This window comes from Klebsiella sp. HN106 (genome assembly GCF_051209435.1).
Classification (GTDB): Bacteria; Pseudomonadota; Gammaproteobacteria; order Enterobacterales; family Enterobacteriaceae; genus Klebsiella; species Klebsiella oxytoca.
Window position 1 is genome coordinate 234,309 of the sequence record NZ_JBLURD010000001.1, and the last position, 15,196, is coordinate 249,504.

Genomic DNA, 15,196 nt, shown 5'->3' on the forward strand with positions numbered 1-15,196 from the left:
GCAAAGATGTCGTTATTTTTTTGCCGGTTTACGACGGCCGTAGACCAGCCAGGTCACCAGCACACAAACCACGTAGAAAACAAAGAAGACCTTCATTGCCCCGACAGGTGAGCCGGTCAGCGCCAGCGAGGTGCCGAAGGCTTTAGGGATAAAGAAGCCGCCAATGGCGCCGATAGCGGAGATAAAACCGAGCGCCGCCGCGGTGTCGGTCACCGCTTCGTGCTGAGCCTGTTCATCGCTGCCGCCGCGCTTCTTCACGCTGTCGATAGTTATCTGGCGGAAGATCACGGCGATCATCTGGAAGGTGGAACCGCTGCCGAGACCGGCGGTAAGGAACAGTCCCATAAACACCACGTAAAAGGCGAGAAAGCTGCCGGAGCCGGTGCCGGGCAGGGTGAGGAACAGCAAGCCGGTGAACAGCGCCATTAAGATAAAATTGATCAACGTGACCCGCACGCCGCCGAGACGGTCGGAAATAATGCCGCCAAATGACCGCGCCAGCGCGCCGATAAACGGCCCGAAGAAAGCCAGCTTCAGAATATTCACGTCGGGGAACTGCGTTTTCGCCAGCATGGCAAAACCGGCGGAGAAGCCGATAAACGAGCCAAAGGTGGCAAGGTAGAGCAGGCTTAACAGCCACATATGCGGGCGCTTCAGTACCGGCAGCTGCTCGCGAATGGAGGCCTTCGAGCTGGCGATATCATTCATTCCCACCCAGGCTGCGAAGGTGGCGATCGCCAGCAGCGGTACCCAGACGAGCGCGGCGTTGCTAAGTGCGAGAAGGGATCCATCCTCCTGAGGCACCCCATGAACACCGAGAAAAGCAAAGATGGGCAGAAAAATCACCGCCGGCGCGATCATCTGCATCACGCTGACGCCGAGGTTGCCGAGCCCACCGTTAATTCCCAGTGCGCTACCCTGTTTCGCTTTGGGGAAGAAAAAACTGATATTTCCCATGCTCGAAGCAAAGTTCGCACCGGCAAAACCGCACAGTAAGGCAATAATGATAAATACCCAAAACGGGGTAGCGGTATTTTGCACGGCAATTCCCAGCCAGATGCAGGGAACCACCAGAATAATCGTACTTAATACCGTCCAGTAGCGCCCGCCAAATATGGGTACCATAAAGGAGTAGGGTACGCGTAATATCGCGCCGGAAAGCGAAGGCAGAGCGGTTAATAAAAAGAGTTGATCGGTAGTGAAATTAAAACCGATTTTATTGAGGTTGACCGCGACGGCGCTAAATAACATCCAGACGCAAAAGGCGAGTAGCAGACAAGCTACGGAAATGCAAAGATTTCTGCGGGCTATTTTCTTTCCCTTATTTTCCCAGAATGCCGCGTTTTCAGGTTTCCACTCGCTTAAAAGATAATGATTCTTTTTCTCATTTTTGCTCAGCATATTGCCCTCGAATGAACATTAACCAGTCAAAAAGAATAAAGATGTAAAACAGTCAATTAATATAAAAGAATGAAAGAAGGGGCCGAACGATGTGTTTGTTGTAATGAATGAAGAATAGATAAGAAAAGCGCGTCGGCAGTCGACGCGCGGAGAATAGAGGGGGATAATTTGTTACAAAGTGTAACCTGAGTCAGAACAGTTCCATCGAAATAAAATAATTGATATGCCGGTTAAAGGTGGCGTCATCTATTTCCTCCATACCCAGCGCGTAAATACCATCCAGGCCACATACCAGCGCAATGAGCCGCCAGGCAATACTTTCCGCATGGTCTTTTGGCGTAAACTCGCCCGCTTCGGTTCCGCGCTGAATAATTTTCAGCGTCTCTTCATGCCACATACTCATCGTCAGCAGATATGCGCCTTTGATATCGCTATCGCTGTCGGCCAGCAGCTGCGCTTCGCGCCATAAACGAATATAGGGCTCAAGCTTGCCGTCGTCGCTGCCCACCATGGAAAACAGGCGTTCCCGCCACGTGGCGTCGTCAGCGACCAGCGGCATGTCCAGCATTTCACGGATAAGGCGTACAAAGGTATGGGCTTTCAGCTCGCCTGCTGAAGTGAAATGGTGGTGCAGTTGACCGGCGGAGACGCCGGCTTCGGCGGCAATCTGGCGCACGGTCATGGCGCTGAATCCGCCTCTAAGCGCTACGCGCATGGCTGCCAGTACAATAACTTCCCGTCGCGCATCGCGATTTAAGTAGCTCATAACGCCTGGTGACCCCCGTGTTTTTGGTCGATAGTAACAAAAAGTTGGACACTCGTTCAACATTGGGGCAGGATCGCCATCCTGGACGCTTGTCCAATTTTCAACTTTGAGGAAAGGTAGTATGTCTCGGCAATGGTTGACGCTGATGGCGATTTTGCTGGTTTATATTCCGGTGGCGATTGATGCCACCGTTCTGCACGTGGCCGCGCCAACGCTTAGCGTAGCGCTGGGGACCAGCGGCAATGAGCTATTGTGGATTATTGATATTTACTCGTTGGTGATGGCCGGCATGGTGCTGCCGATGGGCGCGCTGGGCGATAAAATAGGCTTTAAACGCCTGCTACTGCTCGGCAGCGCTATTTTTGGCGCCGCCTCGCTGGCGGCGGCGTTTTCGCCGACGGCCGAAACGCTGATTGCGTCCCGCGCGCTACTGGCGGTAGGGGCGGCGATGATCGTCCCGGCGACGCTCGCCGGTATTCGCAGCACTTTTGCGCTGGCGCAACAGCGTAATATGGCCCTTGGCCTGTGGGCGGCGGTGGGTTCCGGCGGGGCGGCCTTTGGCCCACTGATCGGCGGCATGCTGCTGGAACATTTTTACTGGGGCTCGGTTTTCCTGATCAACGTGCCGATCGTGCTGCTGGTGATAGCGATTAACGCCAAAGTGGTGCCGCGTCAGCCCGCACGACGGGAACAGCCGCTGAATCTATTCCAGGCGCTAATCCTCATCGCCGCCATATTGATGCTGGTATTCAGCGCTAAAACGGCGCTTAAAGGGCAAATGGCGCTGTGGTTAACCGGGCTGGTGGCGGTTGCTGGCGCCGGTATGCTGTTCTGGTTCGTGCGCAAGCAGCTTATGGCGACGCGGCCCATGGTCGATATGCGACTGTTTACCCATCGCATTATTTTAAGCGGTGTGATGATGGCGATGACGGCGCTGATCACGCTGGTGGGCTTTGAACTTCTGATGGCGCAGGAGCTGCAGTTCGTGCATAGCAAAACGCCATTTGAGGCCGGGCTGTTTATGCTGCCGGTGATGGTGGCCAGCGGTTTTAGCGGGCCGATTGCCGGCATGTTGGTTTCGCGCCTGGGGCTGCGCGAGGTGGCAACCGGGGGAATGCTGCTCAGCGCGCTGAGCTTCCTCGGCCTGTCGATGACCGATTTCAGCACCCAGCAGTGGTTAGCCTGGGGACTGATGACGCTGCTGGGCTTTAGCGTCGCCAGCGCGCTGCTGGCTTCCAGCTCTGCCATTATGGCCGCAGCGCCGAAGGAGAAAGCGGCGGCGGCGGGGGCCATCGAAACTATGGCCTACGAGCTGGGGGCTGGTCTGGGCATCGCCCTGTTCGGTCTGATATTGACCCGCAGCTACACCTCATCGATTGTTTTGCCGTCGGGCGTTGACGGCGCAGCGGCGGAGCAGGCGTCCTCCTCCATCAGCGAGGCGATTAAGCTGGCGCAGTCGATGCCGGCTATTCCTGCGCAAAACCTGCTCGAAGCGGCGAAGGCAGCGTTTATTCATTCGCACAGTATCGTGCTGGCGACGGCCGGTGTCCTGCTTCTGCTGCTGGCGGCTGGTATCTGGCGCAGTCTGGCCAGGGCGCCGGAGCTGAATTAACCCTTACAGCTGAAGAGAAAGCGCCATCGCCGCCCGCCGTAGCGGGGCGAGGGCTTTCTCCTTCAGCGCGGCGGCGTTGGTATAGCCTGCCGGAACGCCAACGTTAAGCGCCGCCACCACCTGACCGCTGCGGGAAAGCAGCGGTACCGCCAGCGAACATAATCCCACCTCAATTTGCCGGTCAGCGAGCGCGTAGCCCTGCATACGCACTCTGGCGATTTCCTGCCGTAAACCCGGCAGATCGCATAGCGTATACGGGGTATAGCGGATTAAGCTGGCTCGTGACAGTGTCACTTCAAGCTGTTCTTCCGGCAACGCGCTAAGCAGCACGCGTCCCATCGACGTGGCCCACGCAGGCAGACGGCTACCGCGGCCGATATCTACGCTGAGCAGGTTATTCACCGCCGCTCTGGCAATATACAGGACGTTATCGCCGTCCAGCGTGGCGGCGGAGCAGGATTCTCCGAGGTTTTTACCCAGATTATCCAGGGCGCTCTGCGCGACTTTCGCCAGCGGCGTTCCGGCCAGGTAAGCGTGACCCACCGCCAGCACGCGGGGGAGTAGCTCATAGCTGCGGCCATCCGGGCTATGCACCATTCCCAGCGCGGCGAGGGTATAGAGGCAGCGGCGCACAGCCGCGCGGGAGATCTGCGTTTTTTGGCTAAGCTGGGAAATGGTCAGGCGCTGCCGCTGTGGGGTAAACGCGTTAAGGACTTCCAGCCCGCGCGCCAGGGACAGCATAAAGTTAGGGTCGTGTTCAGACTGGCGGACGCTGAGAGTATCTGGTTTTTTTTCGCTCATACACCCCTCTTTTACTGAAGATAAAGGTTCATGGGGCATCACTATATCGCGGGTGAAAAACGCGGCGATTCCTTGTGCTGTTTTTACCATGTCGATCACATTATTAACCCCAATTTAACAACCGCGTCGATAATCGCACAACATTTCGATTATCGCCGTTGACCGTCCCGACCGTACAGACCTATTGTCAACAGAATCGTTACCCCACGTTATGAACAGGGGGATGAAAAGTTATGTATTTCATCACCAGGAAAAAAAGATGACCGCGACCATTGAACGTATTGAAAGCTGGCTGGTAGATATCCCGACCATTCGACCGCACAAACTCTCCATGACCACGATGGGCTGTCAGACGCTGGCGATCGTCCGCATCACCCGTTCGGACGGGATTTGCGGTATTGGCGAAGCCACCACCATCGGTGGATTGAGCTACGGCGTGGAGAGCCCGGAAGCTATCGTTTCGGCAATTAACCATTACCTGATGCCGCTGCTGAAGGGCCAGCCTGCCGATAATCTCAATTCCCTGACCGCGCGAATGAACGGCGCGGTTAAAGGCAACACCTTTGCCAAATCGGCGATCGAAACCGCGCTGCTGGACGCGCAGGGAAAGGCGCTTGGCCTGCCGGTTTCCGCGCTGCTTGGCGGCGCGCTGACGACCTCGCTGCCGGTTCTCTGGACGCTGGCGAGCGGCGACACCGAGAAAGATATTGCCGAGGGGGAAAGGCTACTCGCGGAGCGTCGCCATCGGGCCTTTAAGCTAAAAATCGGCGCGCGCGAGCTGGCGACTGACCTGCGCCATACCCGCGCGATTGTTGAAGCCCTGGGCGATCGGGCCAGCATCCGCGTCGACGTGAATCAGGCGTGGGAAGCCACCGTCGCGGCAAAGGGCTGCCGCGAGCTGGCGGCGATGGGGGTCGATTTGATTGAACAGCCAGTTAGCGCTCAGGATAACACTACGCTGGTGCGCCTCAGCCATCACATCGGCACGGCTATTCTGGCCGATGAAGCGGTAGCGACCCATTACGAAGGCTATCGCCTGGCGCAGCAGGGATTCAGCGGGGCCTATGCGCTGAAGATTGCCAAAGCGGGCGGGCCAAACAGCGTGCTGGCGCTGGCGAAGGTGGCGCAAGCGGCGGGAATTGGGCTTTACGGCGGCACGATGCTTGAGGGGACCGTTGGCACCCTGGCCTCGCTGCACGCCTGGTCGACGCTCCCCCTACAGTGGGGCAGCGAGATGTTTGGCCCGTTATTGCTGAAGGACGATATTGTCAGCGTGCCGCTCACGTTCGCCGAAGGCGAAGTGACGCTACCGCAAACGCCGGGTCTTGGCGCTGAACTGGATGAAGACAAACTGCGCTTCTATAGCCGCAAAGGATAATGGAGGATTTTTATGCTATTTAAAGTCGATATGACCGTGAATATTCCGCTGGGGTTTCCTGCCGACGAAATTGAGGAAATTAAGCAGCGAGAAAAAAAGTATTCACAACAACTTCAGCGTGAAGGTAAATGGCGACATATCTGGCGCGTCGCCGGACTTTACGCCAATGTCAGTATTTTCGATGTAAAAGATGCTGAAGAGCTGCATCAAATTTTAATGGCTCTACCGTTATATCCCTTTATGCAAATTCGCGTGGAGGCGCTCTGTCGTCATCCCTCCTCGATTCGCGAAGACGACCGTTAATAAAAATAATAACTAACCTCGCGCCGAAACTATTCGGCGAATATCCTACAACGATAAGTGAGAAATATTATGAGTAATGCATTCGTACAACAAGATGCTGTGCAACATTTATTGCGTGAAAGTGCAGGTTTAAATGCAACCGGCGGCGACGAACGTTTTAAAACGATTGTTCATCGTCTGCTGGAAAACATCTGCACGCTGATTGATGACTATAATGTCACTGAAGAAGAGTTCTGGCATGCGGTGAATTATCTGCATGAATTAGGCGGCCGCCAGGAAGCGGCACTGCTGGCGGCGGGCCTCGGCCTTGAACACTTCCTCGACCTGCGCCAGGACGCTATTGATGCCGCAGCGCAGCGGGAAACCGGCACTCCTCGTACTATTGAAGGCCCGCTGTACGTGGCGAATGCGCCGCTGGCAGACGGGCATACCCGCATGGATGATGGTAAAGATGCGGGGGAGGTGATGTGGCTTTATGGCCAGGTTCGCGACACCCAGGGCCACCCGATAGCCAACGCTATCGTTGATATCTGGCATGCCAATACCCTCGGGAACTACTCTTTCTTCGATCAAAGCCAGAGTGAATATAATCTTCGCCGCCGCATTCGCACCGGCGCCGATGGCTGCTATAGCGTGCGCAGCATTATGCCATCCGGCTACGGTTGCCCGCCGGATGGGCCAACGCAAAAACTCCTTGACCTGTTGGGGCGTCACGGTAACCGTCCGGCGCATATCCATTTCTTCGTTTCCGCGCCGGGTCATAAACATTTGACCAGCCAAATCAATCTCAACGGCGACAAATACCTGTGGGATGATTTCGCGTTCGCCACCCGCGACGGCCTGATTGCCGATCCGGTAAAAGTCAGCGACCGCGAGCTTATTCAGCAGCGTGAGCTGGAAGGCGAACATACTGAAGTGCGCTTTGATTTTACCCTGTGCAAAGCACTTAACGCCGATGAAGAACACCGCGGTACGCGCCTGCGCGCGCAGGAGTAGCGCGGCGTTAATTCTCTTCTCCGGCCAGGTCGTGGCCGGAGAATAAAGCGAAATCCCAACCTCACAGTTTTCTATTCCTGAATTATGCAGGAGGGCCGACTCATGCAAAAAATGTTCACCACATTAAAAGATAAAATCACCAATGCATTAATTGTCGATCGTGAAAAGCATATTTATCGCTGCCATCGCTCAATATTTACCGATCCGCAGCTATTTGATTTTGAAATGAAGCATGTTTTTGAAGGAAATTGGTTGTTCCTTGCTCATGAAAGCCAGATTGCGCAGCCTGGAGATTATTACACCCTGACTCTTGGGCGCCAGCCGGTAATAATAACTCGCGACAAAAAGAATGAACTGCATGCGCTAATTAACAGCTGCGCCCACCGCGGGGCGATGCTGTGTCGCCGTAAAACCGGTAATAAAAGTTCCTTTACCTGTCCATTTCACGGCTGGACATTCAGTAATAACGGCAAGCTTTTAAAAGCCAAAGATGAAAGTACCGGCGGTTACCCGGAGACTTTCAAGCATGAAGGCTCCCACGATTTAAAGAAACTGCCGAGGTTTCAATCGTATCGCGGCTTCCTTTTCGGCAGCCTGAATGCCGATGTACAGCCGCTGGAGGCGTACCTGGGCGAAACCTGCAAAATTATCGACCTGATCGTTGACCAGGCGCCGGAAGGGCTGGAGGTGCTTAACGGATCATCGAGCTACGTTTATGAAGGCAACTGGAAGCTGGGGGCGGAAAACGGTGCTGACGGCTATCACGTTAGCGTGGTCCACTGGAACTACGCTTCCACCATGTCGCGCCGCAACTACGAAGCGGAAGGGACGCATGCGGTAGACGCAAACGGCTGGTCGAAAAGCGTCGGCGGCGGTTACGGCTTTGACAATGGACATATGCTGTTGTGGACCCGGGTGCTGAACCCGGAAGTGCGGCCGGTCTACGAACATCGTGAACGGCTGCAGGCGGAATTCGGCCAGTCCCGCGCCGAGCAGATGGTCAACGAAACGCGCAACCTGTGCCTCTATCCAAACGTCTATCTGATGGATCAGTTTTCGACGCAGATCCGCGTGATACGCCCCATCGCGGTGGATAAAACCGAAGTCACCATCTGGTGCTTCGCGCCGAAGGGCGAATCTGACCATGCGAGGGCGCTGCGTATTCGCCAGTATGAGGATTTCTTCAACGTTAGCGGCATGGGAACGCCTGACGATCTGGAAGAGTTCAGCGCCTGCCAGCGCGGCTATCTCGGTGAGAATCTGGCATGGAGCGACCTCAGCCGCGGGGCGCTGCACTGGGTCGACGGCCCTGACGAACACGCTCTTCAGGCGGGCTTCAGGCCGCAGCTAAGCGGGGTGAAATCGGAAGATGAAGCTTTGTATATCGCCCACCATCATCACTGGCAAAACGTGATGCTGGCGGCGCTGGAAAAAGAGCAGCAGCGCTACGAGCAATCGATCACGCAACGCGTGGAGGTGGTCTGATGCTGACTCTCGAACAGGTTCGCCAGTTTCTCTATTACGAAGCCCGCCTGCTTGACGATCGCCAGTGGGATGATTGGCTGAACTGCTACAGTCCACAGGTGGTGTACTGGATGCCCGCCTGGGGGGATGACGACAAGCTTACCCGCGACCCTCAGCGCGAAATTTCGCTGATTTACTACCCGAACCGCGATGGCCTCGAAGACCGGGTATACCGCATCAAAACGGAACGCTCAGGGGCCAGCACGCCGGAACCGCGCACCACTCATATGATCGGCAACGTTGAGCTGCTTGGCGAAACCGAACAGGGGATGGAGGTGCGCTACAACTGGGTCACCTACTGCCATCGCTATCAGCAGACGGATACCTGGTTTGGCTCTACCTGCTGCACGCTGATTGAGAACGCCGGCAAACCGCAGATTATCCGTAAAACCGTGCGCCTGAATAACGATTACATCCGTCAGGTGATTGACGTTTACCACATTTAAGAGGCGTTTATGACCTTTAATATTGCTCTCAATTTTGAAGACGGCATCACCCGCTTTATTCAATGTCACGCCGGAGAGAAAGTTCTCGATGCCGCCTATCGTCAGCAGGTTAATCTGCCGATGGATTGTTCGGGCGGCGTTTGCGGCACCTGCAAGTGTCGCTGCGTCAGCGGCGAATATGGTTTGGGCGATGAGTATCTTGAAGAGGCGCTCAGCGAAGACGAAGCCGCAGAGCGCCTGGTGCTGACCTGTCAGATGGTGCCATCCAGCGATTGCGTCATTGATGTACCGGCGGCGGCAGCCCAGTGCAAGACCGCGCTGGCAAGCCTGGGGGCGACGGTGAAAGCGGTCAATCTCCTTTCTGACACCGCCATTGAGCTGGCGATCGTGCTGGATGAGCCGCTGGACTTCCTGGCGGGTCAGTACATCAATATTCAGGTTCCCGGCACGCCGCAGGTGCGCGCCTATTCGTTTAGCTCTCTACCGGGCTCGCGTGAGGGGAGCTTTCTGATCCGTAACGTGCCCGGCGGCTTGATGAGTCAGTGGCTGACGCAGCGGGCCAGTCCCGGCGATCGTCTGACGCTAAGCGGCCCGATGGGCAGCTTTTATCTGCGCAGCGGCGAGCGTCCGCTGTTGCTGTTGGCGGGGGGCACCGGCTTAGCGCCGCTGCTCTCGATACTGCAAACGCTGGCTATGCAACGCAGCGCCCGGCCCGTCACCTTGCTCTATGGTGTGACCCGCGACAGAGACCTGGTGAAAACTGATGCGCTTGAAGCATTTACCGGCCAGCTTCCCGCTTATCGCTGGCTGCCGGTGGTTGCCGATGCGCAAAGCCAATGCCCGCAGCGCGGTTTTGTGACCGACCATCTTAATGACGCAATACTCAACGATGGCGATGTGGATATCTATCTGTGCGGGCCACCGCCGATGGTCAATGCGGTATCCACGGCGCTGCGCGAGAGAGGCATTTCGCCGGCGGGGTTCTGGTATGAAAAATTCATCGCCAGCCAGAGTGCGGCGGCATAAGGAGCAACGATGCGATTTAACCATAAAGTCGTGGCCATTACCGGCGCCGCGCAGGGGATTGGCCGACAGACCGCAGAGCAAGCGGCGCGTGAGGGTGCGCGGCTGCTATTGATTGACCGATCTCGCTATGTTCACGAACTGGCGGCGGCGCTGAACGCCGCCGGTTGCCAGGCGCTGGCGCTGGAAGCCGATCTTGAACAATGGGAAAGTACCGAGCGGGCATTCGCCAACGGCGTGGCCCATTTTGGCCACCTGGATGTATTGATTAACAATGTCGGCGGCACCATCTGGGCGCGGCCGTTTGCGGAATATCAGCCGGATCAGATAGAGAAGGAGATTCGCCGCTCGCTGTTTCCGACCCTGTGGGGCTGTCGGGCTGCGCTACCGTGGATGCTGAAGCAGGGCAAGGGCAGTATCGTTAATATTTCGTCGGTGGCAACGGCGGGCGTGAACCGGGTGCCTTATTCCGCAGCGAAAGGCGGCGTTAATGCGTTGACCCGTTCGCTAGCCCTGGAATATAGCGCAAACGGGATCCGCATTAACGCCGTGGCGCCGGGGGGCACCGAGGCGCCTGCGCGCCGGACGCCGCGGAATGAGGAGCTGCCGTCGGCGCAGGAGCAGACGTGGTATCAGCAGGTGGTCGATCAGACGGTGGCGAGTAGCCTGATGCATCGCTACGGTACGCTGGCGGAACAGGCCAATGCCATCCTGTTTCTCGCCAGCGATGAGGCCAGCTACATCACCGGCGTGACGCTGCCGGTCGCCGGCGGCGACCTCGGTTAGCGCCGGGTCGCCTGCCAGCAGAGCAGGGAGCCGGCGCACACCATGCCGGCGCCCTGCCAGAACGACCACGAGAGCGCGGCGCTGAGCAGTACCGCCGCCAGCGCGGAGGAGAGCACCGGCGTAAAGTAGGAGGCGGCGGCTAACAGGCTGACGTTGCCGTGCAGGATGCCGACGTTCCACGCCGCATAGCCCAGGCCCAGGGCAATGGACAGCGCGATCAGTTTGACTATTACCGGCCAGCTAAAGACCATGGGCGGCTGTTCGCTGAACAGAAACTTTAGCCACAGGGTCAGGGCGGTAAGCAGAACAAACAGAGTGATGCCGTTTTTGCCTTGTGCATATTTAGCGGTGACCGTGCAGTAGGCCGCCCAGATAAATGCGCCGACGAACGCCAGAATATAGCTCAGCGGGCTGGAAACCACGTTGCTGATAATTTCGTCAATGTTCAGGCCATGCTCACCGCCTAATACCCAGGTGACGCCGAATAAAGCCAGCAATAACCCCGGGATAACCAGCCAGCTGCTTTTTTGATTGTTAAAGACAATGGCAAATAAAATCGTCAGGCTGGGCCACAGATAATTGACCATGCCCACTTCAATCGCCTGCTGGCGGGTTCCGGCTAGCCCGACCGACAGCGCGAGGCATATTTCATAACTGACAAACAGCACGCTGCCTGCCAGCAAATAAGGGCGGGGGATCTGACGTATTTGCGGAAAACCGACGGTAAAGATGAGCAAAAGGCCGCTCAGGCTGTAGATCATCGCCGCGCCGCCTACCGGACCAAGCCCTTCGCTTACGCCACGAATCAGCCCGACCATGGTGCTCCAGAGGACGATGGCGGCGAATCCAATTAGCGTGGCTTTTTTCTTCTCCATATTTAACCTGATGTTGGTTCAAACGCAGTCGGCTTTTATAACACTTTTTTTTCGCCCTCGGGGGATATTTTCCACAGCGCTTAATCCTAATGGAGTAATGAAATTCGGCGCGGCTGACTATTAAGGGGGCCTGGGTTCAGGACATTGATTTGACGCAAATAAAACAGGGTTATTGCTGTTAATTTCCACTCCCGCAATGAATAGACATCCCGCATGGAGGGGAACAATGGACGTCAGCCGCAGAAAGTTTTTTAAAATCTGCGCAGGCGGTATGGCCGGAACAACAGCCGCTGCATTGGGTTTTGCGCCCAAAATGGCCCTGGCTCAGGCGCGTAATTACAAATTGCTGCGCGCCAAAGAGATCCGCAACACCTGCACATACTGCTCCGTGGGCTGCGGGCTATTAATGTATAGCCTGGGCGACGGCGCGAAAAACGCGAAAGAAGCGATTTATCACATTGAAGGGGATCCGGACCATCCGGTGAGCCGCGGCGCGCTGTGCCCGAAAGGCGCAGGGCTGCTGGACTATGTCCATAGCGACAACCGTCTGCGCTATCCGCAATACCGCGCGCCGGGTTCGGATAAATGGCAGCGCATCTCCTGGGATGAAGCATTTACCCGTATCGCTAAATTGATGAAAGCCGACCGTGATGCCAACTTTATTGAGAAAAACGAGCAGGGCGTGACGGTTAACCGCTGGCTGTCCACCGGGATGCTGTGCGCGTCGGCGGCCAGCAATGAGACCGGCATGCTAACGCAAAAATTTGTGCGCTCGCTCGGCATGCTGGCGGTAGATAACCAGGCGCGCGTCTGACACGGACCAACGGTAGCAAGTCTTGCTCCAACATTTGGTCGCGGTGCGATGACCAACCACTGGGTTGATATTAAAAACGCCAATGTCGTGGTGGTGATGGGCGGTAACGCCGCCGAAGCCCATCCGGTGGGATTCCGCTGGGCGATGGAGGCAAAAAACAACAATGATGCGACGCTGATTGTCGTTGACCCGCGCTTTACGCGTACGGCGTCGGTGGCCGATATTTATGCGCCGATCCGTTCCGGTACCGACATTACCTTCCTGTCGGGCGTGCTGCTGTACCTGATCGAAAATAACAAAATCAATGCCGAGTACGTTAAACACTATACCAACGCCAACCTGCTGGTGCGCGACGATTTTGCCTTCGAAGATGGCCTGTTCAGCGGCTACGATGCCGAAAAGCGTCAGTACGATAAGTCTTCGTGGAACTATCAGTTCGACGAAAATGGCTTCGCGATGCGCGATGAAACGCTGCAGCATCCGCGCTGCGTATGGAACCTGCTGAAGCAGCACGTTTCGCGCTATACGCCGGAGGTGGTGGAGAACATCTGCGGTACGCCAAAAGCGGACTTCCTGAAAGTGTGCGAAGTGCTGGCCTCAACCAGCGCCACGGACCGGACCACCACTTTCCTCTATGCGCTGGGCTGGACGCAGCATACCGTCGGCGCGCAGAACATCCGCACCATGGCGATGATTCAACTGCTGCTCGGCAATATGGGGATGGCGGGAGGCGGGGTCAACGCGCTGCGCGGCCACTCCAATATCCAGGGGTTAACCGATTTAGGCCTGCTTTCGACCAGCCTGCCGGGCTACCTGACGCTGCCGTCGGAACAGCAGGTTGATCTGCAAAGCTATCTCGCTGCCAATACGCCGAAGGCGACGCTGCCCGAACAGGTGAACTACTGGAGCAACTACCCGAAGTTCTTCGTCAGCCTGATGAAATCTTTCTACGGCGACGCGGCGCAAAAAGAGAACGACTGGGGCTTCCACTGGCTGCCGAAATGGGACCAGGCTTATGACGTTATCAAGTATTTCAATATGATGGATAACGGCAACGTCACGGGCTATATCTGCCAGGGATTCAATCCGGTGGCGTCCTTCCCGGACAAAAACAAGGTGGTCCGCAGCCTGAGCAAGCTGAAGTACATGGTGGTTATCGACCCGCTGGTGACCGAAACCTCGACCTTCTGGCAAAACCACGGCGAGTCGAACGATGTTGACCCGGCAGCGATTCAGACCGAGGTCTTCCGCCTGCCGTCCACCTGCTTTGCCGAAGAGGATGGTTCCATCGCCAACTCCGGGCGCTGGCTACAGTGGCACTGGAAGGGCCAGGATGCGCCGGGCGAAGCGCGCAACGACGGCGAAATTCTGGCCGGGATTTACCACCGCCTGCGCGAGATGTATCGCACCGAGGGCGGCAAAGGCGTCGAGCCGCTGCTGAAGATGGGGTGGCACTACAAGCAGCCGGATCGTCCGGAATCAGAAGAGGTCGCGAAAGAGAACAACGGCTACGCGCTGGCGGATCTCTACGACGCTAACGGCGCGCCGCTGGCGAAGAAAGGCCAGCTGTTGAACAGCTTCGCGCTGCTGCGCGATGACGGTACCACCGCGTCGTCTTGTTGGATCTATACCGGCAGCTGGACCGAGCAGGGCAATCAGATGGCCAACCGCGATAACGCCGACCCGTCAGGTCTTGGCAATACGCTCGGCTGGGCATGGGCGTGGCCGCTCAACCGGCGCGTGCTGTACAACCGCGCGTCGGCGGATATGAACGGCAAGCCGTGGGATGCGAAGCGAATGCTGATCCAGTGGAACGGCAGCAAGTGGGTTGGCAACGATATTCCGGACTTCAATACCGCGCCGCCGGGCAGCAAAACCGGGCCGTTTATTATGCAGCCGGAAGGTCTGGGGCGTCTGTTTGCCCTGAATAAGCTGGCGGAAGGTCCGTTCCCGGAACACTACGAACCGATGGAAACGCCGCTTGGTACCAATCCGCTGCACCCGAGCGTGGTCTCCAGCCCGGTGGTACGCCTGTATGAAGAAGATGCCCTGCGTTTAGGTAAGAAGGACAAATTCCCGTACGTCGGCACCACCTATCGTCTGACCGAGCATTTTCATACCTGGACCAAGCATGCGCGGCTCAATGCGATTGCGCAGCCGGAGCAGTTTGTCGAAATCAGCGAAGGCCTGGCGAAAGCGAAAGGGATCGCCAATGGCGATCGGGTGACGGTCAGCAGCATGCGCGGCTTTATTCGCGCGGTGGCGGTGGTGACGCGTCGTCTGCAAACGCTCAACGTCAACGGTCAGCAGGTGGAAACCGTCGGTATTCCGCTGCACTGGGGTTTTGAAGGAGTGGCCCGCAAAGGTTACATCGCCAATACCCTGACGCCGAACGTCGGGGATTCCAACTCGCAGACGCCGGAGTATAAGGCGTTTCTGGTCAACATCGAGAAAGCGTAAGGAGCGAAGCA

Annotated in this window: 13 protein-coding genes; 9 read left to right on the forward strand and 4 right to left on the reverse strand. The window is 56.8% G+C overall.

The features are described from left to right. Positions 1-12 precede the first annotated feature (12 nt). Positions 13-1,401 (reverse strand): NarK family nitrate/nitrite MFS transporter, encoded by a 1,389-nt coding sequence (locus tag ACSIPU_RS01110; protein WP_024274133.1) that lies wholly within the window; start codon positions 1,399-1,401, stop codon positions 13-15. A gap of 190 nt (positions 1,402-1,591) precedes the next feature. Further along, positions 1,592-2,167 carry a TetR family transcriptional regulator gene (locus ACSIPU_RS01115; protein ID WP_004101906.1) on the reverse strand — a complete coding sequence of 192 codons (576 nt, stop codon included), beginning with the start codon at positions 2,165-2,167 and terminating at the stop codon, positions 1,592-1,594. A gap of 121 nt (positions 2,168-2,288) precedes the next feature. Here ACSIPU_RS01115 and ACSIPU_RS01120 point away from each other — a divergent pair, with 121 nt between their 5' ends. Then, the gene (locus ACSIPU_RS01120) at positions 2,289-3,779 is read left to right on the forward strand and encodes an MFS transporter (protein ID WP_004112851.1); all 1,491 of its coding nucleotides are present in this window, start codon (positions 2,289-2,291) and stop codon (positions 3,777-3,779) included. A 3-nt stretch (positions 3,780-3,782) separates the two neighbouring features. Here the strand turns inward: ACSIPU_RS01120 and ACSIPU_RS01125 are convergent, their stop codons facing one another. After that, positions 3,783-4,580, reverse strand: coding sequence for an IclR family transcriptional regulator domain-containing protein (locus ACSIPU_RS01125; protein ID WP_004101908.1), 798 nt, complete (start codon positions 4,578-4,580; stop codon positions 3,783-3,785). 211 nt (positions 4,581-4,791) lie between these two features. Between ACSIPU_RS01125 and ACSIPU_RS01130 the strand changes: the two genes are divergently transcribed. The 7 genes from ACSIPU_RS01130 (at position 4,792) to benD (ending at position 11,036) form a co-directional block, all read left to right on the forward strand. Continuing rightward, positions 4,792-5,958, forward strand: a complete 1,167-nt coding sequence (locus ACSIPU_RS01130; RefSeq protein WP_162680301.1) for a muconate cycloisomerase family protein — start codon at positions 4,792-4,794, stop codon at positions 5,956-5,958. Between the two features lie 12 nt (positions 5,959-5,970). Then, the gene (gene catC, locus ACSIPU_RS01135; RefSeq protein WP_004101911.1) at positions 5,971-6,261 is read left to right on the forward strand and encodes a muconolactone Delta-isomerase; all 291 of its coding nucleotides are present in this window, start codon (positions 5,971-5,973) and stop codon (positions 6,259-6,261) included. Between the two features lie 69 nt (positions 6,262-6,330). Continuing rightward, positions 6,331-7,257, forward strand: coding sequence for a catechol 1,2-dioxygenase (gene catA / locus ACSIPU_RS01140; RefSeq protein ID WP_004101912.1), 927 nt, complete (start codon positions 6,331-6,333; stop codon positions 7,255-7,257). A 102-nt stretch (positions 7,258-7,359) separates the two neighbouring features. Beyond that, complete coding sequence (locus ACSIPU_RS01145) at positions 7,360-8,742, forward strand: Rieske 2Fe-2S domain-containing protein (protein ID WP_023320912.1); 1,383 nt, start codon at positions 7,360-7,362, stop codon at positions 8,740-8,742. Then, positions 8,742-9,227, forward strand: a complete 486-nt coding sequence (benB, locus tag ACSIPU_RS01150) for a benzoate 1,2-dioxygenase small subunit (RefSeq protein ID WP_023320913.1) — start codon at positions 8,742-8,744, stop codon at positions 9,225-9,227. Before ACSIPU_RS01145 ends, benB begins: the two co-directional genes overlap by 1 nt. 9 nt (positions 9,228-9,236) lie before the next feature. Then, complete coding sequence (gene benC, locus ACSIPU_RS01155; RefSeq protein ID WP_435321506.1) at positions 9,237-10,253, forward strand: benzoate 1,2-dioxygenase electron transfer component BenC; 1,017 nt, start codon at positions 9,237-9,239, stop codon at positions 10,251-10,253. 9 nt (positions 10,254-10,262) lie between these two features. Beyond that, the gene (gene benD, locus ACSIPU_RS01160) at positions 10,263-11,036 is read left to right on the forward strand and encodes a benzoate diol dehydrogenase BenD (RefSeq protein ID WP_004101916.1); all 774 of its coding nucleotides are present in this window, start codon (positions 10,263-10,265) and stop codon (positions 11,034-11,036) included. Here benD and yddG read toward each other — a convergent pair. Next, positions 11,033-11,911, reverse strand: coding sequence for an aromatic amino acid DMT transporter YddG (gene yddG, locus ACSIPU_RS01165; protein ID WP_004101917.1), 879 nt, complete (start codon positions 11,909-11,911; stop codon positions 11,033-11,035). The genes benD and yddG overlap by 4 nt on opposite strands. 226 nt (positions 11,912-12,137) lie before the next feature. Between yddG and fdnG the strand changes: the two genes are divergently transcribed. Next, on the forward strand, positions 12,138-15,185 hold the full coding sequence (gene fdnG, locus ACSIPU_RS01170) for a formate dehydrogenase-N subunit alpha (protein ID WP_148673694.1): 3,048 nt from the start codon (positions 12,138-12,140) through the stop codon (positions 15,183-15,185). Positions 15,186-15,196 lie beyond the last annotated feature (11 nt).